Origin of the sequence: Burkholderia sp. AU38729 (assembly GCF_020419725.1) — a bacterium.
Taxonomy (GTDB): domain Bacteria; phylum Pseudomonadota; class Gammaproteobacteria; order Burkholderiales; family Burkholderiaceae; genus Burkholderia.
Genome location: NZ_JAIZQO010000002.1, coordinates 460013 through 484284 on the forward strand (window position 1 = coordinate 460013; position 24272 = coordinate 484284).

26 protein-coding genes are annotated in these 24272 nt (G+C 67.9%); 8 read left to right on the forward strand and 18 right to left on the reverse strand.

Annotated elements, in window-relative coordinates; genetic code table 11:
* The first annotated feature begins 24 nt into the window (after window positions 1-24).
* Window positions 25-504 (forward strand): GNAT family N-acetyltransferase, encoded by a 480-nt coding sequence (locus LGM56_RS07075; RefSeq protein ID WP_226203773.1) that lies wholly within the window; start codon window positions 25-27, stop codon window positions 502-504.
* Window positions 505-594: 90 nt separating this feature from the next.
* Here the strand turns inward: LGM56_RS07075 and LGM56_RS07080 are convergent, their stop codons facing one another.
* The 3 genes from LGM56_RS07080 to LGM56_RS07090 are packed head-to-tail and all read right to left on the reverse strand — an operon-like array spanning window position 595 to window position 3588.
* Window positions 595-1860 carry a Zn-dependent hydrolase gene (locus tag LGM56_RS07080; protein ID WP_226203774.1) on the reverse strand — a complete coding sequence of 422 codons (1266 nt, stop codon included), beginning with the start codon at window positions 1858-1860 and terminating at the stop codon, window positions 595-597.
* Complete coding sequence (locus LGM56_RS07085) at window positions 1853-2377, reverse strand: L-2-amino-thiazoline-4-carboxylic acid hydrolase (RefSeq protein WP_089497227.1); 525 nt, start codon at window positions 2375-2377, stop codon at window positions 1853-1855. The genes LGM56_RS07080 and LGM56_RS07085 overlap by 8 nt, the downstream gene beginning before the upstream one ends.
* Window positions 2378-2421: 44 nt before the next feature.
* Window positions 2422-3588 (reverse strand): branched-chain amino acid ABC transporter substrate-binding protein, encoded by a 1167-nt coding sequence (locus tag LGM56_RS07090; protein ID WP_226203775.1) that lies wholly within the window; start codon window positions 3586-3588, stop codon window positions 2422-2424.
* A gap of 179 nt (window positions 3589-3767) precedes the next feature.
* Here LGM56_RS07090 and LGM56_RS07095 point away from each other — a divergent pair, with 179 nt between their 5' ends.
* From LGM56_RS07095 to ahpF, 4 genes are all read left to right on the forward strand, one after another.
* Complete coding sequence (locus LGM56_RS07095) at window positions 3768-4664, forward strand: LysR substrate-binding domain-containing protein (protein ID WP_069251291.1); 897 nt, start codon at window positions 3768-3770, stop codon at window positions 4662-4664.
* Between the two features lie 127 nt (window positions 4665-4791).
* Window positions 4792-5001 (forward strand): ribbon-helix-helix protein, CopG family, encoded by a 210-nt coding sequence (locus tag LGM56_RS07100; RefSeq protein WP_089497230.1) that lies wholly within the window; start codon window positions 4792-4794, stop codon window positions 4999-5001.
* 271 nt (window positions 5002-5272) lie between these two features.
* Complete coding sequence (gene ahpC, locus LGM56_RS07105; RefSeq protein ID WP_006488685.1) at window positions 5273-5836, forward strand: alkyl hydroperoxide reductase subunit C; 564 nt, start codon at window positions 5273-5275, stop codon at window positions 5834-5836.
* A 128-nt stretch (window positions 5837-5964) separates the two neighbouring features.
* Window positions 5965-7563: an alkyl hydroperoxide reductase subunit F gene (ahpF, locus tag LGM56_RS07110; RefSeq protein ID WP_226203776.1), complete on the forward strand. Its 1599-nt coding sequence runs from the start codon at window positions 5965-5967 to the stop codon at window positions 7561-7563.
* Window positions 7564-7658: 95 nt separating this feature from the next.
* Here the strand turns inward: ahpF and LGM56_RS07115 are convergent, their stop codons facing one another.
* From LGM56_RS07115 to LGM56_RS07150, 8 genes are all read right to left on the reverse strand, one after another.
* Window positions 7659-8438, reverse strand: a complete 780-nt coding sequence (locus LGM56_RS07115) for an extensin (protein ID WP_089497232.1) — start codon at window positions 8436-8438, stop codon at window positions 7659-7661.
* A 160-nt stretch (window positions 8439-8598) separates the two neighbouring features.
* Window positions 8599-9153 (reverse strand): carboxymuconolactone decarboxylase family protein, encoded by a 555-nt coding sequence (locus tag LGM56_RS07120; RefSeq protein ID WP_089497233.1) that lies wholly within the window; start codon window positions 9151-9153, stop codon window positions 8599-8601.
* Window positions 9154-9185: 32 nt separating this feature from the next.
* Complete coding sequence (locus LGM56_RS07125) at window positions 9186-10520, reverse strand: aspartate aminotransferase family protein (RefSeq protein ID WP_226203777.1); 1335 nt, start codon at window positions 10518-10520, stop codon at window positions 9186-9188.
* A gap of 15 nt (window positions 10521-10535) precedes the next feature.
* Window positions 10536-11585, reverse strand: coding sequence for a C45 family autoproteolytic acyltransferase/hydolase (locus tag LGM56_RS07130; protein ID WP_226203778.1), 1050 nt, complete (start codon window positions 11583-11585; stop codon window positions 10536-10538).
* A 20-nt stretch (window positions 11586-11605) separates the two neighbouring features.
* Window positions 11606-12334: a glutamine ABC transporter ATP-binding protein GlnQ gene (glnQ, locus tag LGM56_RS07135; protein ID WP_174388472.1), complete on the reverse strand. Its 729-nt coding sequence runs from the start codon at window positions 12332-12334 to the stop codon at window positions 11606-11608.
* On the reverse strand, window positions 12331-12987 hold the full coding sequence (gene glnP / locus LGM56_RS07140; RefSeq protein WP_089474611.1) for a glutamine ABC transporter permease GlnP: 657 nt from the start codon (window positions 12985-12987) through the stop codon (window positions 12331-12333). Before glnP ends, glnQ begins: the two co-directional genes overlap by 4 nt.
* 66 nt (window positions 12988-13053) lie before the next feature.
* On the reverse strand, window positions 13054-13806 hold the full coding sequence (gene glnH, locus LGM56_RS07145; RefSeq protein WP_089427779.1) for a glutamine ABC transporter substrate-binding protein GlnH: 753 nt from the start codon (window positions 13804-13806) through the stop codon (window positions 13054-13056).
* A gap of 556 nt (window positions 13807-14362) precedes the next feature.
* The gene (locus LGM56_RS07150) at window positions 14363-17902 is read right to left on the reverse strand and encodes an ATP-binding cassette domain-containing protein (protein ID WP_226203780.1); all 3540 of its coding nucleotides are present in this window, start codon (window positions 17900-17902) and stop codon (window positions 14363-14365) included.
* A 119-nt stretch (window positions 17903-18021) separates the two neighbouring features.
* On the opposite strand from LGM56_RS07150, the gene LGM56_RS07155 reads away from it, so the two are divergent.
* A complete protein-coding gene (locus LGM56_RS07155; protein ID WP_226203782.1) occupies window positions 18022-18996 on the forward strand; it encodes a LysR family transcriptional regulator in 975 nt (324 codons plus the stop codon).
* Window positions 18997-19023: 27 nt separating this feature from the next.
* On the opposite strand, the gene LGM56_RS07160 is transcribed toward LGM56_RS07155, so the two are convergent.
* Complete coding sequence (locus LGM56_RS07160) at window positions 19024-19395, reverse strand: MAPEG family protein (RefSeq protein ID WP_226203784.1); 372 nt, start codon at window positions 19393-19395, stop codon at window positions 19024-19026.
* 301 nt (window positions 19396-19696) lie between these two features.
* Here LGM56_RS07160 and alr point away from each other — a divergent pair, with 301 nt between their 5' ends.
* Entirely contained in the window at window positions 19697-20818 is a 1122-nt protein-coding gene (alr, locus tag LGM56_RS07165) for an alanine racemase (protein ID WP_226203786.1), read from the forward strand.
* A 150-nt stretch (window positions 20819-20968) separates the two neighbouring features.
* Here alr and LGM56_RS07170 read toward each other — a convergent pair whose 3' ends face one another.
* The 4 genes from LGM56_RS07170 to LGM56_RS37005 all read right to left on the reverse strand — a co-directional run bounded on the left by LGM56_RS07170 (window position 20969) and on the right by LGM56_RS37005 (window position 22686).
* Window positions 20969-21763 carry an enoyl-CoA hydratase gene (locus LGM56_RS07170; RefSeq protein WP_226203788.1) on the reverse strand — a complete coding sequence of 265 codons (795 nt, stop codon included), beginning with the start codon at window positions 21761-21763 and terminating at the stop codon, window positions 20969-20971.
* A gap of 144 nt (window positions 21764-21907) precedes the next feature.
* On the reverse strand, window positions 21908-22360 hold the full coding sequence (locus LGM56_RS07175; RefSeq protein ID WP_226203790.1) for a DUF3592 domain-containing protein: 453 nt from the start codon (window positions 22358-22360) through the stop codon (window positions 21908-21910).
* A gap of 10 nt (window positions 22361-22370) precedes the next feature.
* Window positions 22371-22520: a hypothetical protein gene (locus LGM56_RS07180; protein ID WP_226203792.1), complete on the reverse strand. Its 150-nt coding sequence runs from the start codon at window positions 22518-22520 to the stop codon at window positions 22371-22373.
* Window positions 22462-22686 (reverse strand): 2Fe-2S iron-sulfur cluster-binding protein, encoded by a 225-nt coding sequence (locus LGM56_RS37005; protein WP_144023144.1) that lies wholly within the window; start codon window positions 22684-22686, stop codon window positions 22462-22464. The genes LGM56_RS07180 and LGM56_RS37005 overlap by 59 nt, the downstream gene beginning before the upstream one ends.
* On the opposite strand from LGM56_RS37005, the gene LGM56_RS07190 reads away from it, so the two are divergent.
* Window positions 22643-22858: a DMT family transporter gene (locus LGM56_RS07190; protein ID WP_413226767.1), complete on the forward strand. Its 216-nt coding sequence runs from the start codon at window positions 22643-22645 to the stop codon at window positions 22856-22858. The two genes, LGM56_RS37005 and LGM56_RS07190, sit on opposite strands and share 44 nt — an antisense overlap.
* A 40-nt stretch (window positions 22859-22898) precedes the next feature.
* On the opposite strand, the gene LGM56_RS07195 is transcribed toward LGM56_RS07190, so the two are convergent.
* Both LGM56_RS07195 and LGM56_RS07200 read right to left on the reverse strand, forming a co-directional pair.
* Window positions 22899-23264, reverse strand: a complete 366-nt coding sequence (locus LGM56_RS07195) for a response regulator (protein ID WP_031401467.1) — start codon at window positions 23262-23264, stop codon at window positions 22899-22901.
* A 36-nt stretch (window positions 23265-23300) separates the two neighbouring features.
* A complete protein-coding gene (locus LGM56_RS07200; protein WP_089497244.1) occupies window positions 23301-24260 on the reverse strand; it encodes a chemotaxis protein CheX in 960 nt (319 codons plus the stop codon).
* Window positions 24261-24272 lie beyond the last annotated feature (12 nt).

Sequence of the window (24272 nt, forward strand, 5' to 3'; positions counted from 1 at the left end):
AATCGAATGACTCGAGGAACGTTGATGACGTCAGGCGACACGCTGTTCACCATCGCGCCGATCGATGCCGCGCAGACGCGCCCGCTCCGCGCGATGATCCTGCTGAATGGCGATCTGGATGCGAGCGCGCTGGCCGGCGACCTTGCGCCGACGACGCTGCACGTCGGCGTACGTGATTCGTCGGGCATCGTCGCGGTTGCGTCAATCTGCGAGGAGGTGCGCGAAGACGATCCCGCGCGACCGGCGTGGCGGCTTCGCGGGATGGCCGTCCACCCTGCCGTCCGTGGCATGGGCTTCGGGCGTGTGCTGGTGCAGGTCTGCGTACGGCACGCGGAAGCACACGGGGCCGCACTCGTGTGGTGTACGGCACGCGAATCCGCGTACCGGTTCTATGAAAAACTCGGCTTCGCAGCCGATGACGCGACGATCACGATTCCGGAGCGCACCGATCTCGCGTTCCATGTGATGCGGCGGTACATCGATCGGCATTCGCCGGGCGCCTGACGACGCAACCCACGCGTTCGCATCGTCAGGCATTGACCCGCGTAGCCTGGCGCAGATTCTCCCGCCGGACCACTACCGTCACACTCCGGTTCAGCTTTCCTGCGCGCTCCGCAGCACCGCCCGCAACAGCACGTCGGCACCCGCCGCCGCCCACTCGGGCGTAATCGCTTCGGCTTCGTTGTGGCTCAGCCCATCGACGCACGGGACGAAGATCATCCCCGTCGGCGCGACGCGCGCCACATAGCACGCGTCATGCCCCGCGCCGGACACGATATCCATGTGCGACAACCCGAGCGCCTGCGCCGCCTCACGCACCGTATCGATGCAACGCGGCGCGAACGGAATCGGCGCATACGTGAAGATCTGCTCGATCTGCGCACCGAGGCCCGTTTCGTCGGCCACCCGTGCGAGTTCCGCGCGCAGCGTCGCGTCGAGCTCGTCGAGCACCGCGTCATCGGGATGACGGAATTCGATCGTGAAGAAGCAGCCGCCCGGCACGGTATTCCGCGAGTTCGGCCGCGCCTCGATCATCCCGACGGTCGCCCGCGCGTACGGCGCGTAACGGCGGCCGAGCACTTCGACGAACGAGATCATCCGTGCGGCGCCTACCAGCGCATCGCGGCGGAATTCCATCGGCGTCGTGCCCGCATGCGCGTCGACACCGGTGAGCGTCACCTCGTACCAGCGCTGCCCCTGCCCGGCCGTCACGACGCCGATCGTCTTGCCGGCCCGTTCGAGAATCGCGCCCTGTTCGATATGCAGCTCGTACGCCGCATGCACCGGATAGCCGCCGACGGGCTCGGCGCCCGCGTAGCCGATCCGCGCCAGTTCCTCGCCGATCGTCCTGCCTGCGCCATCGGTGCGCGACAGCCCGTATTCGAGCGTATAGACGCCCGAGAACACGCCGGCCGACACCATCGCCGGCGCGAAGCGCGAGCCTTCCTCGTTGGTCCAGATCACGACGTCGATCGGGCGCTCGGTCTCGATGCCCGCATCGTTCAGCGCGCGCACGACCTCGAGCCCGCCGAGCACGCCGTAGATGCCGTCGTAGCGGCCGCCCGTCGGCTGCGAATCGGCGTGCGAGCCGGTCATGACGGGCGCGGCGTCGGGGTTGCGCCCCGCGCGGCGCGCGAACACGTTGCCCATCCGGTCCACGCGCACCGTGCAGCCGGCGTCTTGCGCCCATTGCACGAACAGGTCGCGCGACTCGCGATCGAGATCGGTCAGCGCGAGGCGGCAGACGCCGCCCTTCGGCGTTGCACCGATCTGCGCCATCCGGTCGAGCGACGCCCACAGGCGGTCGCCGTCGACGCGCGGCGCGCTCACGCTTTCGGCAATCGTGTTGTCGTCACGCATCGCCGTTCTCCGGCGCGGCCCGCAGCGCGTAACGGAAATCGCAGCGCTTGCCGCCCTGCATGATCGTGCTCGTCCGCGTGAGCGCGATGTCCGGCGCATAGCCCTGGATGAAATAGCTGTCGCGCGCGCAGCTCAGCAGGTGGCCGATCTCGCCGAGCCCCATCGCGTGATACATCTCCGCGTAGCTGCAGCGGTGCACGTCGTAGTCGTAATGCGCGTCGTCCGCGCGCCGCACCTCGACGTCGAGCGCGTCGTCCTTCTCCCACAGCACCTGCAGCGCGATGAACGACTTCACGCTCGTGCCACCCGGTTCCTGCGCGGCGAACGTGCGGCCGGCGTCCACTGCCGCGCCGCGCACGGCTTCCGCGATCACGGCCTGCGCGCGCTCGGCGCCGAACTCGCGCTTCATGATCTCGTAGATCGGCTTGATGATTTCCGCTTCGATGCGGCGCCGCGCGAGGATCCCGAGGCGCGTGTCCTCGGGTGCGGCGGCGGATGTCTGGGTGGCTTCGGTCATGGGGATCGTCTTGGTTGTTTTATCACTGAGTCGTGCTGGGTCGTTTACTTGGTCGCGGTGCGCGAGCCGCCGAGCACGTCGACGACGGTCCACTTGCCGCCGCGCACCTGGTAGATCGTGAAGGCCGGATCCTTCAGGTTGCCTGCGTTGTCGAACGCGATCCGCCCCGTCACGCCGGGCCGGTCGATCGCACGCACCGCCGCGACCAGTTTCGCCGGCTGCGTCGTGCCGGCCTTCTGCGCGGCCGCGATCAGCGTGGCGGCCGCGTCGTACGCGAACGGCGCATGCAGCTCGATCGGGGCGCGGAAGCGCGCCTGGTATTGTGTGTCGAACGCCTTGCCGCCCGGCATCCGGTCGAGCGGCAGGCCCGGTTCGAGCGCCGTCACGCCGTCGCCGTCCTTGCCGGCCAGCGACAGGAAGGTCTGGCTCACGAAGCCGCCCGCGCCGAGCAGCGGCGCGTTCACGCCGAGCTGACGCATCCGGCGCGAGATCGGCGCGGCCTGCGCATCGAGGCCGCCGAAGAACACGAGATCCGCGCGCTTGCCCTTGATCGCGGTCAGCACGCCGCTGAAGTCGGTCGTCTTGTCGTTCACGTACTGGCGATCGACGATCGTGCCGCCGTTCGCCTGCACGCCCTTGATGAACTGGTCGGCCAGGCCCGAGCCGAACGACGTGCGATCGTCGATCACCGCGATGCGCTTCGCCTTCAGTGTCTTCACCGCATACGCGCCGGTGAAATTGCCGCCCGCATCGTCGTGCCCCATGATGCGGAAGGCCGTCGCGTAGCCCTGCTGCGTGTATTGATGGCCGGTGGACGCCGGCGCGATCTCCGGGATGCCCGCATCGCGGTAGACGCGCGACGCCGGCACGCTGCAGCCCGTGTTCCAGTGGCCGACGACGCCGATCACGTGCTGGTCGACGAGCTGCTGCGCAACCGCGACGGCCGTGCGCGGATCGGATTGATCATCAGCCGCGACGAGCTTGTAGACGACCGGCTTGCCGCCGATGGTCGGATGCTTCGCGTTCGCGTCGTCGATCGCGAGTTGCGCGCCGTTCTGCAGATCCTTGCCGATCCGCGCGGACGGGCCGGTGAGCGGCGCGGCGAGACCAATCAGGACGGTCTGCGGCGCGGATTGCGCGAACGCGGGAACGGAGGCGACCAGGGCGGCCGCCGAGAATGCGAGGCTGGCGGGGAGAAAGGCGATTTTCATGTGCGGGGGGATCGGTGAATTGAATCAAAACATGAAAAATATTAAATATTCAGCACCCAAACCCCAAATATCCAATTGTTGGATGCTTATGCCGTTCCCGCCACATTAACGCACACCACTGTAAACACGGGATATTTTTGTGTTGTCGCTTACCCTGACTTTTCGATAAAATTCGATACATGAAAAATATCGAACAATTGCCGCACGATCCGCCGCTGCGCGCGGTGCGTGCGTTCGAAGCTTTCGCGCGTCTCGGGTCGGTCACCGCGGCGGCGGGCGAGCTCGACATCACGCCGTCGGCGGTCAGCCATCAGCTGCAACTGCTCGAAGCGTTCATCCAGACGCCGCTGACGGTGCGCGAGGGCCGGCTGCTCGCGCTCACGGACGAAGGTCGCGACTACTACCGCTCGATCAGCGCCGCGTTCTCGGTGCTGCGCAGCGCGACGCGCTTCGTGCGCGACCGCTCGTCGCTGCGGCAGATCACCGTCAGCCTGATTCCGCTGCTCGGCATCGGCTGGTTCATTCCGCGGCTGCACGCGTTCCTGGCCGACAACACGGACGTCGACGTGACCGTGCTGTACGCGCATCACCGCAACTACCGCAGCGATGCATCGGACCTGTCGATCCGCTTCGGCACCGGCGACTGGCCCGGCTACCGCTGCGAACGGCTGCTGCCGGGCGCGATGGTGCCGATGTGCAGCCCGTCTTTCCTGAAGCGCCACGGGCCGTTCCGCACGCCGGCCGATCTCGCGCGCGCCCCGCTCGTGCACGACGAGGATCGCAGCACGTGGGTCAACTGGCTGCAGGGCGCGGGCGTCAAGCATGTGTCGCATGCGGTCGGGCCGATGTTCGAGGACGGCCAGCTCACGCTGAGCGCCGCGCGCGCGGATCTCGGCGCGGCGTTGCTGCGCGCGCCGCTGGTCGAGCGTGAACTGGCGAATGGCGAGCTCGTGAAGCTGTTCGATCACGTGCTCGACGACGGCCGCGATTACTACCTGTGCACCCGCGAGGACGCGGACATGCCGGACGGCGCCAGGCGGCTGGCGGCGTGGTTGAGGAAGATGGCGGGGATTTGAGCGGAGCGCGAAGACGCCGCTCCGACAACCGGCGAATCGGGAAGCCGCATTCGCATGGGACGTGCCGCGCACTTGCACTTGGCCGACCGGATCGCCACGATGGTCGTGTCCCGTCACGGAGGTTGAGATGAGCAGAATTCCAGTCGATCTATCGGATGACCAGCATGCCGCGTTGACCCGCATCGCCACGCACCAGAACAGATCCTCGGCCGAGGTCGTCCGGGACGCGATCGACGCCTACATCGCGCTACGGAACCGGACACTTGCTGACAATGTGTTCGGCCTCTGGAAGGGGTGCAATGCCGTCGCCCAGGAAGACTTGCGCTCGGAGTGGTGAACGCGCCCCCGAACGCCCATCGCTGCCGCCTGGAGTCGATCCACCGCGGCTTTTGACTTTCTGCGCATTCCCGCTCGCCGCATTTCCGCCCGGCTGCCGCTCGTCCACGCACCCGCGCGTCGATGACCTCCCCGCCCACCCCACCCAATCAAGGGCCGGAAGCAGATAGAAATTCCCGATGCCCCGGATTGAAACAAGCAATTTCACAAGCTCAGGGTGAACCCGGATACTGGGAACACTTCATCAACACCACCGCAAAGGAACTCGCAAGATGCCGATCATCAACACCCAAATCAAGCCGTTCAAGGCAACCGCTTACCACAATGGCGATTTCGTGCCCGTCTCGGAAGAGAACTTCAAGGGCAAGTGGTCCGTCGTCGTGTTCTACCCGGCCGACTTCACGTTCGTCTGCCCGACCGAGCTGGGCGACCTCGCCGACCGTTACGCGGAATTCCAGAAGCTGGGTGTCGAAATCTACGGCGTGTCGACCGACACGCACTTCACGCACAAGGCCTGGCACGACACGTCGGACACGATCGGCAAGATCAAGTACCCGATGATCGGCGACCCGACGCTCACGCTGTCGCGCAACTTCGACGTGCTGATCGAGGAAGAAGGGATGGCCCTGCGCGGCACGTTCGTGATCAACCCGGAAGGCGAGATCAAGCTGTGCGAAATCCACGACAACGGCATCGGCCGCGACGCAGGCGAACTGCTGCGCAAGGTGCAGGCGGCGCAATACATCGCGGCGCACCCGGGTGAAGTGTGCCCGGCCAAGTGGACGCCGGGTGCGGAAACGCTGACCCCGTCGCTCGACCTGATCGGCAAGATCTGACGATCGCGCCGCGCGCCTCGCACGAGGCGCGCGAGCCTCCCGATGACGGGCCGCCGCGGCATGCGGCCCGCGCCCTCCTCCGGCACGACGTGCCCGACCAGAATCATTAATACGGAATCCGAAACGCCATGCTCGACGCCAATCTCAAGAACCATCTCAAAGCGTACCTCGAAAAGATCACGCGCCCGATCGAACTCGTCGCCTCGCTCGACGACAGCGCGAAATCGCAGGAACTGCTGGCGCTGCTGAGCGAGATTGCGTCGCTGACGGATCGCGTGACCGTAACCGAACGCCGCGACGACGCCGAGCGCAAGCCGTCGTTCTCGATCGGCGAGCCCGGCAAGCCGTCCGGCATCCGCTTCGCCGGCATCCCGATGGGCCATGAATTCACGTCGCTCGTGCTCGCGCTGCTGCAGACGGGCGGCCATCCGATCAAGCTCGACGACGACGTGATCGAACAGATCCGCGCGCTCGACGGCGACTACGCGTTCGAGACGTATTTCTCGCTGTCGTGCCAGAACTGCCCGGAAGTCGTGCAGGCGCTGAACGTGATGTCGCTGATCAACCCGCGCATCCGTCACGTCGCGATCGACGGCGCGCTGTTCCAGGGCGAAGTCGAGTCGCGCCAGATCATGGCCGTGCCGACGATGTTCCTGAACGGCGCCTCGTTCGGCCAGGGCCGCAGCAGCGTGAAGGAAATCCTCGCGAAGCTCGATACGGGCGCCAGCGCACGTGCCGCGAAGTCGCTCGAGACCAAGCCGGTGTTCGATACGCTGATCGTCGGCGGCGGCCCGGCAGGCGCGGCGGCTGCGATCTACTCGGCGCGCAAGGGCATCGCGACGGGCGTCGTGGCCGAGCGTTTCGGCGGCCAGGTGCTCGACACGATGGCGATCGAGAATTTCGTGTCGGTGCAGGAAACCGAAGGGCCGAAGTTCGCCACCGCGCTCGAACAGCACGTGAAGCAGTACGACGTCGACATCATGGACGTGCAGCGCGCCGATGCGCTGATTCCGGGCGACGTGCACCAGATTCGCCTCGCGAACGGCGTGGTGCTGAAGGCGAAGACGATCGTCCTCGCGACCGGCGCGCGCTGGCGCGAAATCAACGTGCCGGGCGAGCGCGAATACCGCAACCGCGGTGTCGCGTACTGCCCGCACTGCGACGGCCCGCTGTTCAAGGGCAAGCGTGTCGCGGTGGTCGGCGGCGGCAACTCGGGTGTCGAGGCCGCGATCGACCTCGCCGGCATCGTGAAGGAAGTCACGCTGATCGAATACGGCGCGCAACTGCGCGCGGACGAAGTGCTGCAGCGCAAGCTGCGCAGCCTGCCGAACGTGACGATCGTCACGCAGGCGCAAACGACCGAGCTGACCGGCGACGGCAGCAAGCTGAACGGGCTCGTCTACAAGGATCTGCGTTCGGGTGATACGCAGCGCATCGACCTGGAAGGCGTGTTCGTGCAGATCGGCCTCGTGCCGAACACCGAATGGCTGAAGGGTACGGTCGAACTGTCGAAGCACGGCGAGATCGTCGTCGATGCGCGCGGCGCGACGTCGGTTCCGGGCGTGTTCGCGGCCGGCGACGTGACGACGGTGCCGTTCAAGCAGATCGTGATCGCCGTGGGTGAAGGCGCGAAGGCATCGCTCGGCGCGTTCGACCACCTGATCCGCCAGGACGTGGCACCGGTGGCCGCCGCGCAGCCGCAAGCCGAGGAAGCGGTCGCCGCGTAACGCGCGTCAGCCCGTCGGCACAACAGTTTGTCTCTCTTGGCCCCGCATGCTTTGGTCGGCATGCGGGGTCCTTTTTATGCCGAAGCCGTTCGCGGTCACTTGGTCGCGGTCGGGCCACCGTCCGCGGGCGCAGGCGCCGTCGACTTGAAGCTGCTCGACTGCCTGACCAGTTGCTCGGTCATCGCGGCCGCCACCGGATTCGCGCCGGACGACGAACCGCCCTGCCGGGTCGAACCGGTGTTCGCCGGCATCGACGACACCGATGACATCGACGGCGGCGGCAACGACGGGTCGAGCTTCGCCGATTCCCTGACGAGCGCGGCCGTCTCCGGCGTTTCGGATTTCGTTGCGGAGGGTGCTGCGCCCGCGTGGCGTTCGAGGCCGTCGCGCTTGCGCGGCGCGCGCTGCGTGACCTGCGCGGGCGCCGGTGCCGGTGCGGCCTGCTGCATAGGTTTGGCGGATGGCGGCGGTGCCGATGGGGTCGAATCCTGCGCATCGACGGTCACGACGTTGACCTTCGGCGGCGGCGCGTTCGGCTTCGTCACCGGCTGCGGTTTGTCGCTGACAACCGGCACGGCCGGCGCTGCGCTGACGCGCGCGGTTTCGGCCGGCGCAGCAGGCGCCGGTGCGGGGGGCGGCGGCGCGACAGCCGCCTGTTTCGATGCCATCGCGGCGGCCGGGGCCGGCGGCGCGATGGTGCCCTGCACCGCGTGATCGTTGCCCGCCGGCGCCGCGGCAACGGGCGCGGCCGAATCGCCGATGCCGGCATCCTCGATCGCGCGGTGATCCGCACGCAGGAGCATCACGTAGGCAGTGCCGGCGGCGGCTACCAGGAGCCCACCGGCGATCATCAAGGTCTTGCGGGTACTCGTCATGCTTGCTCACCGCTCATATCGACGTGAACAAGCCATCATACGCGGCGATGGGCCGTCGATCCCGCACGAATACATTTGGTTGCATTGTGCCGGAACAGGTCGGCAACACGTTCGTCAGACGTATCGCTTCCGTTGTTCCGGCACGATCAACGCACGGGCATCACTCCGGAAACGGCAATTCGGTCTGCCCTTGCGCGCGCATGCCGAACGTGTTCAGCGTCATCGCGACGAGCGCGTAGTAGCCGAGCAATGCAACGAGATTGACGACGGTTTCGTGGCCGAAGCGCGCTTGCGCCCGTGCGAACGTCGCGTCGCTCACGCGCCGCGTGTCGTACAGCTCGCTCGCGAATGCATGAATCAGCGCATCGTCGTCCGACTCGAATGCGGGCGCGACGCCGCGCCGGATCGCGTCGGCCGTCGCGGCCGGCACGCCCGCCTCCAGTGCGATCGGATGGTGGATGTGCCACTCGGCCTGCGAGCGCCAGCGCGCGGCCGTCACGAGAATCGCGAGTTCCGACAGGCGCAGCGGCAGGCCCGTGCGATAGCGGCAGAACGCGCCGAGTTTCTGTGCGTGCTGCGCCAGCTCGGGGCTCGCGATCCAGCCGAGAAACGGCCCGTTCAGGTTGCCGCGCGGGCCGCTGAGAATGTCGGCCAGCACGGCCTTCTGTTCATCGGTGGCCGATGCGGGATCGAACGGAGGCAATCTGTTGGTCATGGCGAAGTCCTGACAAGGTTCGACGAATACGGTCACGCGCCGGCCGACGCGAGCGCCGCGCCGATCGCGCCCGACAGCCGCTCGACGATCGTATCGATCTGCTGCGCGGTGCAAATGAACGGCGGCGCGACCAGGATGTGATCGCCGCGCACGCCGTCGATCGTCCCGCCCATCGGATACACCATCAGGCCGCGCTGCATCGCCTCGCGCTTGACCGCCGCATGCAGCTTCAGCGCCGGATCGAACGTCGCCTTGCTGTCGCGATCGCGCACGAGCTCGACGCCGACGAACAGCCCGCGGCCGCGCACGTCGCCGATATGCGGATGCGGGCCGTAATGCTCGCGCAACGATGCGCGCAGTTGCTCGCCGCGTGCCTTCACGTTGTCGAGCAGCTTCTCCTCGGCGATCACGCGCTGCACTTCGAGCGCGGCCGCGCATGCGGTTGCGTGGCCGAGGTACGTGTGGCCGTGCTGGAAGAAACCCGAGCCGTCGACGATCGTCCGGTAGATGCGATCACTGACGAGCGTCGCGCCGATCGGCTGGTAGCCCGCGCCGAGCCCTTTCGCGATCGTCAGCAGATCGGGCGCGACGCCGTCTTCGTCGCACGCGTACAGGTAGCCGGTGCGGCCCATCCCCGACATGATCTCGTCGAGGATCAGCAGCACGCCGTACTTGTCGCACACCGCGCGAATCTTCTTCAGGTACGTGCGTACCGGCGGCACCGCGCCGGCCGTTGCGCCCACCACCGTTTCCGCGACGAACGCCGCGACGTTGTCCGCGCCGAGTTCGACGATCTTCCGTTCGAGTTCGTCCGCGAGGCGTTGCGCATACGCGTCGTCGGTTTCACCCGCCTGCTGGTCGCGATACGCATAACACGGGCTCACGTGGTGCGCCTCGATCAGCAGCGGCAGGAACGGCTCGCGCCGCCACGCATTGCCGCCGATCGCGAGCGCGCCGAGCGTATTGCCGTGATAGCTCTGGCGTCGCGCGATGAAATGGCGGCGCTGCGGCTCGCCCTTCTCGACGAAATACTGGCGCGCAAGCTTCAGCGCGGCCTCGACCGCCTCGGAACCGCCCGACACGAAATACACGTGTTCGAGGCCGGCCGGCGCGGCGTCGACGAGCCGGTCGGCCAGTTCCTCGGCCACGTCGGTCGTGAAGAACGACGTATGCGCGTACGCCAGTTGCTGCGCCTGCCGCTTGATCGCGTCGATCACGCGCGGGTTGCTGTGGCCGAGACACGAAACGGCCGCGCCGCCGCACGCGTCGATATAGCGTTTGCCGGTCGAATCGATGATCTCGATGCCGTCGCCTGCGACGGCAACGGGCAAGGTGGCGCGCGGAGCGCGATGGAAAACGGTCGTCATGCGTTGCCTCATGGATCAGGGCGCGTCGTGCGCGCGCCCGGACGGCACGATGCGCGTCGCGAAACGCTGCGTGCCGTGTTGGTGAAGAGTGAAATCGATCGATGCCGCGCCGATCGCGAACACGGCGGTGGCCAGCGTGTTCTCGTCGTCGGGGTCGGCCGGATCGTCGCGGTAGATCGGCAGCCCTTGCGGCGCGCGATCGCCGAGCACGCGCCGCAGCGCGACTTCGTCGATCGCGTCGATGGCGGGCGTCAACGCGTCGACACGGCGCTGGCGGTCGGCCGACGATTGCGTGACGATCTGCGCTTCCGCGTCGCAGCCGGGATGCACGAGATGGTTCGCATGCCCCGCGAGCCGCGTGACGTCGATCACCGAACAGCGCGCGACGCTTGCCTCGATGCTCAGCAGCCGCGCATCGCCGGTCGCGCCCAGCGTGTGATGAAAGCCGCTTGCACGCGCATGGCTACGCAGCACGTCGGCCGCCGCGTCGAGCGATGTCGCATCGAGCACGGCACGCGCGAGGATCATGCGCGGCACGCCCGCTGCCGGCGCGCGGATCCGCAGGTTGTTGATCGCCTGCGCGATGCCCGCGCGGTTCGCCGCAAAGGTATGGCCGGGCAGCGAACCCGGGTAATAGAAGCTGATGAAGCCGGGCTTGCCCGCCGGCTGCACGTCGACGAGCAGGCAGCGCTCGCGCAGGTACGGGTCGCCGTCCTCGTTGTGCGCGATCCAGCGCGTGCCGGCCGCGTCGCGCGCGGCAAGCGTCGTGCAGCCGTCCGGCGCGTTGTGGATCAGCTCGCCGCGGCAGTTCCACAAGAAGATGTCCTCGGCCGGCCAGCCGACACCCGCCGCGATCCCGTCCAGCTCCGCGACGAGCTCCGGATACGCGGCCAGCGCAGCCTGCCGCAGCGCGGCAACGTACGGATGGCCGCGCCAGCGGCGCACGGCCTGCCACGCGCTGCTCTGCTGCATGTATTCATCGAATACGGGGCGGGCAAGCTCGCCGAGGCGCACGCCGATGTCGAACGGCGCGCCGGCGATGACGGGGGAAAGGGAAAGCGGCATGTCGGAGGGTTCGGTTTCGTTCAGGACACGTGTTTCAGGAATTCCTTCAGGCGCGGGGTCGGCGGCCGGTCGATCAGCTCGACCGGATGGCCGTCTTCCGCGATCCCGCCCTGATCCATGAACAACAGCCGCGTGCCGACCCGTTTCGCGAAGCCGATCTCGTGCGTGACGACGATCATCGTCATTCCTTCGGTCGCGAGATCCTGCATCACTTTCAGCACTTCGTGGCGCAATTCCGGATCGAGCGCCGACGTCGGCTCGTCGAACAGCATCAGCCGCGGCCGGATCGCGAGCGCACGCGCAATCGCGACGCGCTGCTGCTGGCCGCCCGACAGCTCCGACGGGTAATGATTCGCGCGCGATTCGAGGCCGACCTTGTCGAGCAGCGCCATCGCCTGGTCGCGCGCGTCGGCGCGTGACGCGCCGCGCACCTGCATCGGCCCGAACATCACGTTCTCGAGCGCGGTCATTTGCGGGAACAGGTTGAACTGCTGGAACACCATGCCGGCTTCGAGCCGGATGTTGCGGATCGTCGTCGCGTTGCCGCGCACGCTCTGGCCGTCGACCAGTAGCTCGCCGCCGGTGATTTTCTCGAGCGCGTTGATACAGCGCAACATCGTCGACTTGCCCGAGCCGGACGGGCCGACCACGACGACCACCTCGCCCGCGTCGATCTTCAGGTCGATGTTCTTCAGCACCGGCACGTGGCCGAAGCTCTTCGACACGTTCTGGAATTCGATCATGCTCATAGAATCCTCATGCGCTTTTCGACGAGCCGCAGCGTCAACGTCATGGCGCCGGTCAGCAACAGGTAGATGACGGCCACCGCACTCCAGATCTCGACCGCCTGGAAATTGCCCGCGATGATTTCCTGCCCCTTGCGCGTCAGCTCGCCGACGCCGATCACGATGAACAGCGACGTGTCCTTCAGGCTCACGATGCACTGGTTGCCGAGCGGCGGAATCAGCCGCCGGAACGCGAGCGGCCCGACCACCTTCAACAGCACGCGCGGCATCGACAGGCCCATCGCGAGCCCCGCTTCCGTCAGCCCCTTCGGGATCGACAGCAGCGCGCCGCGCACCACTTCCGCGAGATACGCGCCGGAATTCACCGTGATCGCGATGATCGCGGCCGTCAGGCCGTCGATGCGGATATGCGCGAGCAGCGGCAGCGCGAAATACAGGAACATCACCTGCACGACGATCGGCGTGCCGCGGATCAATTCAATATAAACCTGGGCGAGCACGTTCATCGCCTTCGGCCCGTATGCGCGGAACATGCCCGCGACCATCCCGACGACGAAGCCGCCCACCAGCCCGAAAAATGCGATGAACACCGTCAACCGGACCCCGTCCATCAGGTCCGGCAACGCCGCCCAGATCGCCGACCAATCGAAATTCACTTGTCGCTCCCCGTTCGATTCAAGACCGGCGCGGCCATCCGGCCGCGCACCGTTGCGGCGTCACGCTCACATCTTCGGCGGTTCGGCCCCGAACCACTTCTTGTAGATCTGCGCGTAGCGGCCATCGGCCCGGATCTTCACGAGCGATGCGTTGACCTTCGGCACGAGCGGGCTGCCCTTCGGGAAACCCATGCCGTACTTGTCGCCGCTGACCGGCTGGCCCGCGACCTTCACCTTGCCCTTGCCTTCGTTGTTCACGAAGAACAGCACGTTCGGCGTGTCGTGCATCGCCGCGTCGACGCGGCCGGCTTCGAGCGCGAGGTACGCCTGGTCGATGTTCGGGAACTGGCGGATCTCCTTCGGCTTCAGGTGCGCCTTGATCCAGTCGATCGTGGCGGTACCCGTTTTCGCGGCGATCACCTTGCCGTTCAGGTCGTCGATCGACTTGATCGTCGTGTTGCCCGTCTGCACCATCGCCGCGAGGCCGCTGTCGTAGTACGGCGCGGAGAAGTCGATCGCCTTCTTGCGCTCCTCCTTGATCGTCATCCCCGACAGCGCGACGTCGATGTTCTGCGTCTGCAGCGCCGGGATCAGGCCCGCGAAATCCATCGGCTGGATCGTGTATTTCCAGCCCTGGTCCTTCGCGATCTCCGCCCACAGGTCGAGATCGAAGCCGACGTACTTGTCGCCCTGCTTGAACTCGAACGGCATGAACGACGTATCGGTGCCGACGACGAGCGTCTTGGTATCCGCGTGCGCGAGGCTGGCGCCGAGCGCGGCAACGACCGCGACGGCTTTCAGGAAGGAACGGCGACTCATGGTTTCTCTCCGCATGATTGAGCGATGTGACCGGCCAGCGGGCCGGCGGAACGACGACATCAAGCCGCACCGCAACATGCGATGTCGAATTAGACCTTAGTGCAACAAGTGTTGTCAATGGCGATACTACGACAACAAAAAAAACCGCAACGGGGAAATGCATCGAGACAAACCCGCGGCGCGCGGGGCGGATAAATTCGGAGGAAAAGGGGTGTGGCCCGGCGGGGGAAGCGGTCGGGCCGGATCGTGGTGCGCCGGCCGAAGGCGGCGTCTGACGCGCAGTGGGCGGTGGCGGTGGACTGGCCGGGAGGGTTTGCCGTCCCGGGCATCACGCGCGAGAGGAAGATGGTGGTGCAGCCGATCGGCGCCGACCGCTGCCGCCCGTGCGCTTGTCAGCCCATTGGCCAGCCCGTTTGTCAGTGCGGATCATCGGCGCTTCGACGCGCGGCGCGCCGCCGGGGCCGCCCCCGCGACGCCGGCAATCGCCGGCGCGGTTCAACGCATGTTGCGGAAAGCGCGCGGCCCGCCGGCCGGCCGCGCGCCGATGCCGCGTCGCTTACGCCGCCACCCCGCTCGCCTGATGCGACACGAGCCGCGCATACGCGCCCTGCCGCGCCATCAGGTCCGCATGCCGTCCGGCCTCGATCACGCTGCCGTGCTCCATCACGAGGATCAGGTCGGCGTTGCGCACGGTCGACAGCCGGTGCGCGATGATGATCGACGTGCGCTGCGTCATCAGGTCTTCCAGCGCCGCGCGGATCTGCTGCTCGCTGATCGTGTCCAGATGGGACGTCGCTTCGTCGAGGATCAGCACCGGCGCATCCTTGAGGAACGCGCGCGCAATCGCGACACGCTGGCGCTGGCCGCCCGACAGCTGCACGCCGCGCTCGCCGACGCGCGTCGCGAGCCCGTCCGGCAGCCGCGCGACGAAGTCGCCGAGCGCCGCATGGTCGATCGCGCGCTGCACGTCCGCGTCGGACGCATCGCTCGCGGCGAGCCGGATGTTCGCCTCGAGCGTGTCGTTGAACAGATAGGTATCCTGCGCAACCAGCGCGATGTGCTGCCGCAGGTCGTCGAGCCGCAAGTCGCGCAGGTCGACGCCGCCGAGCGTCACGCGGCCCTGCTGCGGATCCCAGAAGCGCAGCAGCAGGCTCGCGACCGTCGACTTGCCGGCGCCCGACGCCCCGACCAGCGCGACCGTGCTGCCGGGCGGCACGTCGAAGCTCACGCGGTCGATCGCGGGCACGCTGCGGCCTGGGTACGTGAAGGACGCGGCCTCGAACCGCACCGCCGGATCGGCCGGCATCGCATGCGTGCCGTCCGTCACCGGCACCGGCTCCTTCTCCAGTGCGCGCAAGCGTCGCGTCGACGCGATCGTGTCGGCGAGCTGGCGCGCGACCTGGCCGATTTCGGCCACCGGCATGAAAGCGGCCACGGCCACCAGCACCAGCAGCGGCAACGACTCGCGCGGAAACCAGCCGCGTGCGCACAGCAGCGCGCCGAGCGCCGCGACGACCAGCCCGCCGAGCCCGCTCGCGATTTCCAGCGCGGCACTTTGCGCCGACAGATCGTCGAGCAGCTTCGCGCGCTGCTTGCGGTACGCATCGACTTCGGCCACGAACGCCGCGCGCCGGCGCGCGACGGCCTGGAACGCGGTGAGTTCCGCGAGCCCCTGGATCGTTTCGGTCAGGTGCGCGCCGAGCTGGCCGAGCGCTTCGCGCGCGCCGGTGCCGAGCCGGTCGACGTCGCGCCGCGCCAGCACCGGCGCGAGCCCGGCCCACAACAGGAACGGCAGCAGCACGAGCGCGAGCGGCCACGCGACCGACGCGAGCAGCACCAGCACGGCGGCCGGCACGAGCACCGCGACGAACGCGGGCGCCAGCGTGTGCGCATAGAAATACTCGACGGTCTCGACGTCCTGCGTCGCGAGCGACACGAGATCGCCCGAACGGCGACGCAGCAGCCCGGCCGGCGCGAGACGTTCGAGCGTCGCGAACAGCGCGATGCGCATTTCCGCGAGCAGCCGGTACGCCATGTCGTGCGCGAGCCACGATTCGAGCCAGTGCAGCACGGCCGCCACGGGCGCGATCACGAGCAGCGCGGTGACGAGCGCCGGGCTCACGTGGCCACTCGGTACCGCACCGACCACCAGCGCGCCGATCACGCCGACGCCGATAAAGGCGAGCACGCGGCCGATCCCGAACAGCACCGTCAGCACGACCTTGCCCGTCCACGGGCGCACGAAGCGCAGCAGCGTCCGCAGGGTTTCCGGCCAGCCGATCTCGGCCGCATCGTCGTTCAACGGCCGCACCTGCGGGCCCGATGACGCGCGCGCGGTCGCGCCGGCCGTTGCTGCCACGCCGACCGATTCGGCCACCGCTTCCAGTTGCGGCCCCATCAGCCGGCGATACGGTCCGTCACGCGCGATCAGCGCCGCGTGCGTCCCTTCGTCGACCACCTGCCCCTGGTCGAGCACCAGGATGCGGTCGGCGCCGATCACGCTCGACAGCCGGTGCGCGAGCACGAGCGTGGTCCGCCCGCGCGTGAGCCGGTCGAGCGCCTGCTGGATCAGCGCTTCGTTCTCCGCATCGACCGACGACAGCGCCTCGTCGAGCAGCAGGATCGGCGCATCGCGCAGCAGCGCGCGGGCAATCGCTAGACGCTGGCGCTGGCCGCCCGACAACATCAGCCCGCGTTCACCGATGCGCGTCGCATAGCCGTCGGGCAGCGCCGAGATGAAATCGTGCGCGTTGGCCGCGCGCGCGGCGGCGATCATGTCCGCGTCGCTCGCGTCGGGGCGGCCGAGCCGCAGGTTGTCGGCCACGCTGCCGTCGAACAGCATCGCATCCTGCGCGACGACCGCGATCATCTCGCGCACCTGGCCGGCATCGAGCGTGCGCACGTCGTGGCCGCCGATGCGGATCGCGCCGCCCTGCGCATCGTGCTGGCGCAACAGCAGGCGCACGATGGTCGACTTGCCCGCGCCGCTCGGCCCGACGATCGCCACCGTCTCGCCTTCGCGCACCGAGAAGCTCAGCGCCGCATGCGCGTCCGCGCGGCGCCCCGGATACGCGAAGCTGACGGCGTCGAACGCGATCTCGGGCCGCAGGCCCGCGACGCGCGGCGCGTCGGTGGCCGGTGCATGACGCTGCGCGTCGAGCAGCGCGTGGATCGCATTCGCCGCCGACTGGCCGATCATCCCCTGGTGCAGCACGGAACGCAGGTCGCGTAGCGGCCGGAAGATCTCGCTGCCGGCCATCAGCACGATCAGCAGCGCCTCGAGGCTCATGTCGCCGTGCCGCACGCGCCACGCGCCGACCGCGATCGCGGCGGCCGCGCCGAGGCCCGTGCCGAGATCGGTGAAGAGCCGCGTCAGCAGGCCGAGCGCGAGCACCCAGAACGTGCTGTCGGACAGTGCGCGCGCCTTCGCGGCCAGCTTCGCGCCGAATGCCGTGCTTTGCCCGAACGCCTTCAGCGTCGGCAGGCCTTGCACCGCGTCGAGGAACTCCTCGCCGAACGCCTTGAAGGCGGCCGAGCGCGCGAGCGCCGCACGCTTGTCGGCGCGATGCACGAGTTGCGGCAGCGCGAGCGTGACGAGTGCCGCGACCAGCAGGATCGCGGCCGTCGGCACGTCCCACCACGCGAGCACCGCGAAGATCATCACCGGCGCGCACGCGGCGATCACGAGCTGCGGCAAATAGGTGCCGAAAAAGGTCTGCAGTTGCTCGACGCCGTCGACGACGGCCAGCATCACGCCGCCCGTGCGTTCGCCGCTGAACCACGCGGGGCCGAGTGCGGCGATCCGGTCGAACAGCCGCGCGCGCAGCGTGGCCTGCACGCGCCCGGCCGTGTGCTGCGCGAGCACCGTGCGGCGATGGTCGAGCCACGCGCGCAGCAGCACGCAGCCCGCCGTTGCAACGACGGCTTCGCCGATGCTGCGTGCCGGCGCACCGGCAAAGACTAGCGCCAGCACGCGGCCGAGAAAGACGAAACGCAGGATCCCGACACCCATCGCGAGCAGGCCGAGCGCGACGGCCGCGGCCACCCGCCAGCGCAGCCCCGCCATCATTGCCCATAGTCGTCGGTCGAAATACATGAAGCCCTCCGGTGGTATCCGATGATGTTTTTTCTTGACCGGATCGAGGCTACCCGCGCGGCCCGCGCGCGGCAAAAGATGATTTTTCAACGGGTGTTGAGTCAACTACAATACCCCGCATGTCGCACCTCCCTCCCCTCAGTGCATTGCGAGCTTTCGAGGCGGCCGTCCGCCTCGGCGGATTCGCGCGCGCGGCGGCGGAGCTGAACGTGTCGACGAGTGCGGTCAGTCACCAGATTCGCGCGCTCGAGGAATCGCTCGGCGCGCGGCTGCTCGAACGCAGCACGGGGCTCGGCGGCATCAGCCTCACGCCGGCCGGCGCACGCCTGCTGCCGGCCGTCAGCGATGCGCTGTCGCGACTCACCGACGCCTGTGCCGACATTCGCGGCACCGCGCAACGGCTCACCGTATCCGCCAATGCGCCGTTTTCGGCGATGTGGCTCGCCCGCCGCCTCGCGGAATTCTCGTCGCTTCATCCCGACACGCCGCTGCATGCCGTCGTGCTCGACGACGAACCGGATTTCGCGCGCAGCGGCGTCGATCTGGCGATCGTGCACGTGCCCGCGCACCGGCTGCAGGCCGACGACGACATCCTGCTGCAGGAAACGGTGTTCCCGGTATGCAGCCCCGAACTGCATCCGTTTGCCTCCGTGAACGTGTGCCGCTCGCGGCTGCTGCAGGAGATGCACGAGCACAGCCCCGAGATCGACTGGCGCAACTGGTCCACGGAGTTCGGCCTGCCGGGCGACTTCGAGACGAAGATCGTCCGCTACAGCAGTTTCAGCCAGGTCATTGGCGCGGCGGTCGGCGGCGCGGGCATCGCGCTCGGCCGCGCGCCGCTGATCGAGCCCGAGCTGCGCAGCGGGCGCCTCGTGCCACTGCGGCCGGGCCTCGAACGCGCCGCGTCGTGGCGCTTCGTGCTGCGCCGCAACCCGTCGACGCGGCACCGGCTGCTCGATCCCCTGATCGCGTTCCTGCGCCGCGAAGCGGAAGCCGACGCGGAAGCGGAAGCCCCGCCGATCGCGGGCCCGATCGTTGCGCCCGCATCCAACGACAGCCGCGTGCGCGGCACCGGCGGCGCGACCGGCAAATAACGCGCCGGCCTCGCCCGCATGCGCCGCTTACGGCGCAGCGAAGAACAACGCGACCACGCACGCCATCCCGCCGAACCACACGAGCGAACGCAGCGACGCCCAGTTCAGCAGGTACATCAGCATGTAGACGACGCGGATCGCGACGAACGCCATCGCAAGCTGGTCGACGCGATGCACGTTCGCGCCGTTGTGCCATGCCACCACCAGCGCGGCGGTGAACAGCGCAAGCGCTTCCCACCCGTTCTGGTGCGCGGCCTGCGCGCGGGCGCGCCAGCCTTCGAGTTTCGCCAGGTAGTCGCGCGGCGTGCGGTTGTCGTAGCCCTTGCGGGCCTTCGCGAGAAACGTCATCGAGAACGGCAACAGCGCCACGATGAACAGGCACAGCTGGGACGGCGTCATCAAAAGTCTCCTCCTTTATGATTACATTGATCAATGACAAGATCGCCGAGAGCTTAGCATTGCGTCGTGCTGTTCGCGCACCGGTTTTCTAGACGGGAGACTCGGCTGCGCGGCCCGCCAGCAGCCGCGACGCGCCTGGTTCGACACCAAAATTTCCACCAAATCGTCGCCAAAAACGTTAATTAAAACTGGTCGAACACCAATAAGATAGCGTTCAACACTGGCCCGACGCATTGTCGCGCCAGGCCGCCGAACCCGCGCCGCCGCGCGCGCCGAACGACATCCGATCCGAGACATCGCCATGCCCCGTCCCATCGTCGCCCATATCCGCCCTGACGCCGTCCGCCACAACCTCGACTTCATCCGCCGCACCGCCGCGCAATCGCGCGTGTGGGCCGTGATCAAGGCCAATGCGTACGGTCACGGCATCGAGCGGATCTACCCGGGCCTCGCCGCCGCCGACGGCATCGCACTGCTCGATCTCGACGAAGCCGTGCGCGTGCGCGAACTCGGCTGGGACAAGCCGGTGCTGCTGCTCGAAGGGATCTTCGAGCCGGCCGACGTCGAGCTGGCCGATCGCCACCGCCTGACGGTGGCCGTGCACTGCGACGAGCAGCTCGACCTGCTGATCGCGGCGAAGCCGCAGCAGCCGATCGACATCCAGCTCAAGATGAACTCCGGGATGAACCGGCTCGGCTACCGCCCCGCCGTGTTCCGCGCCGCGTGGGAGCGCGCGGCGAGCGCGCCGTCGATCGGCAAGATCACGCTGATGATGCATTTCGCGAACGCCGACGAAGGCGAAGTCGACTGGCAGCTCGACCAGTTCGATGCGACCACCGCGGGGATTCCGGGCGAGCGCTCGACGTCGAATTCGGCCGCCGTGCTGTGGCATCCGCGCGCGCACCGCGACTGGGTGCGGCCCGGCACGATCCTGTACGGTGCCTCGCCGACGGGTGCGGCGCGGGGTATCGCCGACACGCCGCTGATGCCCGCGATGACGCTGACGAGCAAGCTCATCGGTGTGCAGACGCTGTCGCCGGAAGAGACCGTCGGCTACGGCCGCCGCTTCACGGCCGACCGGCCGATGCGGATCGGCGTCGTCGCGTGCGGCTATGCGGACGGCTATCCGCGCCACGCACCGACCGGCACGCCGATCGCGGTGGACGGCGTGATGACGCGCGTCGTCGGGCGCGTATCGATGGACATGCTGACCGTCGACCTGACGCCGTGCCCGAACGCGGGCATCGGGTCGAGCGTCGAGCTGTGGGGCGACCAGGTGAAGGTGGATGACGTGGCGGAAGCCAGCGGCACGATCGGCTACGAGCTGATGTGCGCGCTCGCGCGCCGCGTGCCGGTCGTGATCGTGCCGCCGGGCGCGTCGAGCGGACAGCCGACGCTGCGGACCGGAAGCTACGGGCGCTGACCGGCTTGGATGCGGCGCACGCGCCGTTGCGTCGCCTGACGTGCGCTTCGGTTGCGGGTCGCCTCGGGCGGCCCGTTTGCTTTTCCGTGCGAGCGCAAGGCGTGGGTGACGGCCCTTCCGCTTCGCTCGCCGCGCTCCGCTAGTAACGCACTACGAACGCCACGTCGGTTTGCGCTTCTCGAGGAACGCGTCGATCCCTTCGCCGGCATCCTCCTCCATCATGTTGCGCGCCATCACGTCGCCCGCATACGCATAGGCTTCGTCGAGCGGCAACTCGCGCTGGCGATAGAACATCTGCTTGCCATACCGCACCGCGGCCGGGCTCTTCGCGACGATCTCCGCGACCTTGCGCGCGAGGGCCGCGTCGAGCGCATCCTCGGGCACGGCCTCGTTGACGAGGCCCCATGCGGCGGCCGTTGCCGCATCGACGAAGCGCCCGGTCACGAGCATGTCGAACGCGCGCTTCGCCGTGACGTTGCGGCTCAACGCAACGGCCGGCGTCGAACAGAACAGCCCGACGTTGATGCCCGATACCGCGAAGCGCGCCGTGTCGGCCGCGATCGCCAGGTCGCACGCGGCGACGAGCTGGCAGCCGGCGGCCGTCGCGATGCCCTGCACGCGCGCGATCACCGGCACTGGTAACGCGCGCATCGCGAGCATCACGCGGCTGCACTGCGCGAACAGCGTGCGGTAGTAATCGAGTTCGGGCTGGCCGCGCATCTGCCGCAGGTCGTGGCCCGCGCAGAACGCCTTGCCTTCCGCGGCCAGCACGACGCAGCGCACGTGCGGATCGGCCGCCAGCGACTCGAACGCGTCGTGCAGGCTCGCGAGCATCGCCTCGGACAGTGCATTGAATTGCTGCGGACGGTTCAGCCGCAGCGTGACGACGCCGTCGTGCGCGTCGCGCAACAGGATCGGCTCGGCCGTGTCTTGATCGGGTTTCATGATGTTCCGCTCGATGGGGTTCGGCAGGATTCGATGCGGCGCGAATACGTGGCGATGATGCGTGCACGTTCACGGCGCCGTGATGATGAAATGCTCCTCCACATTCCGTGCGACGTCCAGTCGTGGCGCAGCAGGCTCACATGGTTACGACCGCTTGCGTCCGCGGCGCCATGCGCGCACGCCCGAGCGTAGTTGACTGACGCCAGCGAGGAAAAAGACCGCGCCCATCCCGCCGAAGGTCAGTACGCCACCCCAGATCGCACCGAACGTATTCATCCGCGCCGTCATATGGGGCGCGTCGGGTGCGTAGCGCACCTCGACCGTCGCGCCCTCCTCCACGCTGACGTCGCCGCCCTGCGGGTATTCGACGTGCTCGCCCGCGAGCGTCGTGAACGCGATCTCCGGATGATGCGGGCCCGCGTTCAGCTTGATGACGCGCCCCGGCACGACGACCGATGTCCGCAGGAATTCGCGCGTCGACTGCGCGTACAGGGCAGTGCCGATCAGCAGGCACGTACCGACGATGGTAAAGACGATGCCCTTCGCGATCAGCGTTTCCGTCTGCTGCGCGTCGGTGCGGCCGGATCCGGACACCATTGCGCTCACCTCAAGATCGCGACTGATGGAACGACACGTCGATCTTCGACTGCGTGTTGCGGCGGCACATCACGCCGCGCCCCGTTTCGTCGGTCATGCGTTCATACGGGCCGTTGCATGCGCCGCGCACGTGCGCCGCCCGATCGATCCTGATTGTCATGGGAAGGTGTCCCGTTCCTGATTGTCGTGGATGCCGTGCGTGCTGCGCAGGTCGCGCAGACACGCCGCCCTCGGCATCCGGCAGGATACGGAGATCGCGGTGCGCTGTAAATTGCGCGCGCGATCGTCTGCGTCGTCGCCGGGCAAACGCTCGCGTCGCTGCTGATCGACCACTACGGGCTGATGGGGCTCGCGCAGCGGCTCGCGCCCCCCGGCCGCATCGCGGGCGTCGCGCTGATCTTCGCGGGGATGATCGTCGTGCAATGGCAGATGCCCGCGCCACACGTGCCGGCCGCGACCGGCGACGCGGCGGCCGCGCAACCGGAACCGCAGCGCTGAATGCGCGGGCGGCAGCGGCCGCGCTAAAGCCCGGAGTGCGTCAGCCCGCGAGCTTCTTCAGCGCGTCGAGCACCGCATCGCCCTTGAACGGCTTCACGATCCAGCCCTTCACGCCGGCGGCCTTGCCGCGCTCCTTCATCGCCGGGCTGCTTTCGGTCGTCAGCATCACGACGTTGACCGTCGCGTTCGCCAGTTCGCCACGGATCTTCTCGACCATCGTCAGGCCGTCCATGTTCGGCATGTTCACGTCGCTGATCACGAGGCGCACGCCGGGCGTCGCCTTGAGCTTCGCGAGCCCGTCCTTGCCGTCGACGGCCGTCGCGACGTCGAGCCCGTGATTGCGCAGGAAGCCCGCGACTTCGTCGCGCACCGTGCCCGAATCGTCGACCACCAGAATCTTTGCCATGTCGTCTTCCCCTTTCCTTGTTGCTGACTTCAGTCTTCAAAACAGTTCGAGTTCGCCCGATTCGACCATCGGCCCCACGTCCTGCACCGATTCGCGGAAATCCTCCGGCGACCAGCTCAGGCTGAACACGAAGCGCTGGTCGAGGCACACGGAGCGCCCCGAGGCCGGATCGGTCATCCGGTACTTGAAGCAGAGCTGCGGGCAATCGCCGCCGAACGAGATGAACTTCTGCTTGTGATTGACGACGAGCGGCACCTGCACCGGATGGCGCGCCAGCGCCTCGGCGTCGCCGAGATAGCGGTTCTTGAACGCGCCCCATACGAGGTTGGTCAGCTCGCCGAGCACGCTGTTCACGTCGCGGAAATCCGGCGCGCGGCCGTCTTCGCGCGTGCCGCCAATCATGTCGAGCAGCGGCTGCTCGCTCGTCTGCAGCAGCATGTAGCCGCGGCACCACGCGCTTTCGAGCGCGATCAGGCTGAACACTTCGCCGAAGATGATCTGGTCGCGCACGATGCACGGCGTTTCGTGCTCGATCGTCATGCCCGGGAACAGGCTGTCGATGCGCGCCTCGGTGATCTCCGAGATGCCGCGCACGAGCGCGTTCGGGTAGTCGCGGCCGAACAGGTATTCGTCGATCGCGCGCTTGAGCGGCGTCATGTCGTCCGCGACGTAGGCCGCGCACGCGACGCGCGCGAGCGCCTCCGGCAACCCGTCGCGCGACGCGAGCGATTCGCGGCGCAGGATGATCGGCAGCTCGGGGCGCAGCGCATCGATCTGCGTCGCGATAATCGCGCTCTCGGCCGGCGAACCGCCGTAATCCTCGGCCAGCAGGATCGCGCCCAGGTCGATGTTCGAGCGCAGCACCTTCAGCAACCGGCTGCGCCGCACGGTCAGGCCGACCAGGTTGTGCTCGTCGCAGAAGCGCTTGATCGCGTCGGCGTGCGCGCGACTGTCGTCGAGTACGAGCACCTTGCTGACGGGTTTGTCCAGGGTCATCTCAAGGTTTCC

Coding starts and splice junctions, on each gene's coding strand:
- glnH (WP_089427779.1), bottom strand. CDS start 13,806: ATGAGTCGCCGTTCCTTCCTGAAAGCCGTCGCGGTCGTTGCCGCGCTC.
- LGM56_RS07075 (WP_226203773.1), top strand. CDS start 25: ATGACGTCAGGCGACACGCTGTTCACCATCGCGCCGATCGATGCCGCG.
- LGM56_RS07090 (WP_226203775.1), bottom strand. CDS start 3,588: ATGAAAATCGCCTTTCTCCCCGCCAGCCTCGCATTCTCGGCGGCCGCC.
- LGM56_RS07150 (WP_226203780.1), bottom strand. CDS start 17,902: ATGTATTTCGACCGACGACTATGGGCAATGATGGCGGGGCTGCGCTGG.
- LGM56_RS07115 (WP_089497232.1), bottom strand. CDS start 8,438: ATGACGAGTACCCGCAAGACCTTGATGATCGCCGGTGGGCTCCTGGTA.
- ahpF (WP_226203776.1), top strand. CDS start 5,965: ATGCTCGACGCCAATCTCAAGAACCATCTCAAAGCGTACCTCGAAAAG.
- LGM56_RS07100 (WP_089497230.1), top strand. CDS start 4,792: ATGAGCAGAATTCCAGTCGATCTATCGGATGACCAGCATGCCGCGTTG.
- LGM56_RS07200 (WP_089497244.1), bottom strand. CDS start 24,260: ATGACCCTGGACAAACCCGTCAGCAAGGTGCTCGTACTCGACGACAGT.
- LGM56_RS07175 (WP_226203790.1), bottom strand. CDS start 22,360: ATGGTGTCCGGATCCGGCCGCACCGACGCGCAGCAGACGGAAACGCTG.
- LGM56_RS07120 (WP_089497233.1), bottom strand. CDS start 9,153: ATGACCAACAGATTGCCTCCGTTCGATCCCGCATCGGCCACCGATGAA.
- LGM56_RS07095 (WP_069251291.1), top strand. CDS start 3,768: ATGAAAAATATCGAACAATTGCCGCACGATCCGCCGCTGCGCGCGGTG.
- LGM56_RS07195 (WP_031401467.1), bottom strand. CDS start 23,264: ATGGCAAAGATTCTGGTGGTCGACGATTCGGGCACGGTGCGCGACGAA.
- glnQ (WP_174388472.1), bottom strand. CDS start 12,334: ATGAGCATGATCGAATTCCAGAACGTGTCGAAGAGCTTCGGCCACGTG.
- LGM56_RS07080 (WP_226203774.1), bottom strand. CDS start 1,860: ATGCGTGACGACAACACGATTGCCGAAAGCGTGAGCGCGCCGCGCGTC.
- LGM56_RS07085 (WP_089497227.1), bottom strand. CDS start 2,377: ATGACCGAAGCCACCCAGACATCCGCCGCCGCACCCGAGGACACGCGC.
- LGM56_RS07125 (WP_226203777.1), bottom strand. CDS start 10,520: ATGACGACCGTTTTCCATCGCGCTCCGCGCGCCACCTTGCCCGTTGCC.
- LGM56_RS07155 (WP_226203782.1), top strand. CDS start 18,022: ATGTCGCACCTCCCTCCCCTCAGTGCATTGCGAGCTTTCGAGGCGGCC.
- alr (WP_226203786.1), top strand. CDS start 19,697: ATGCCCCGTCCCATCGTCGCCCATATCCGCCCTGACGCCGTCCGCCAC.
- LGM56_RS07170 (WP_226203788.1), bottom strand. CDS start 21,763: ATGAAACCCGATCAAGACACGGCCGAGCCGATCCTGTTGCGCGACGCG.
- LGM56_RS07130 (WP_226203778.1), bottom strand. CDS start 11,585: ATGCCGCTTTCCCTTTCCCCCGTCATCGCCGGCGCGCCGTTCGACATC.
- ahpC (WP_006488685.1), top strand. CDS start 5,273: ATGCCGATCATCAACACCCAAATCAAGCCGTTCAAGGCAACCGCTTAC.
- LGM56_RS07180 (WP_226203792.1), bottom strand. CDS start 22,520: ATGACAATCAGGATCGATCGGGCGGCGCACGTGCGCGGCGCATGCAAC.
- LGM56_RS07160 (WP_226203784.1), bottom strand. CDS start 19,395: ATGACGCCGTCCCAGCTGTGCCTGTTCATCGTGGCGCTGTTGCCGTTC.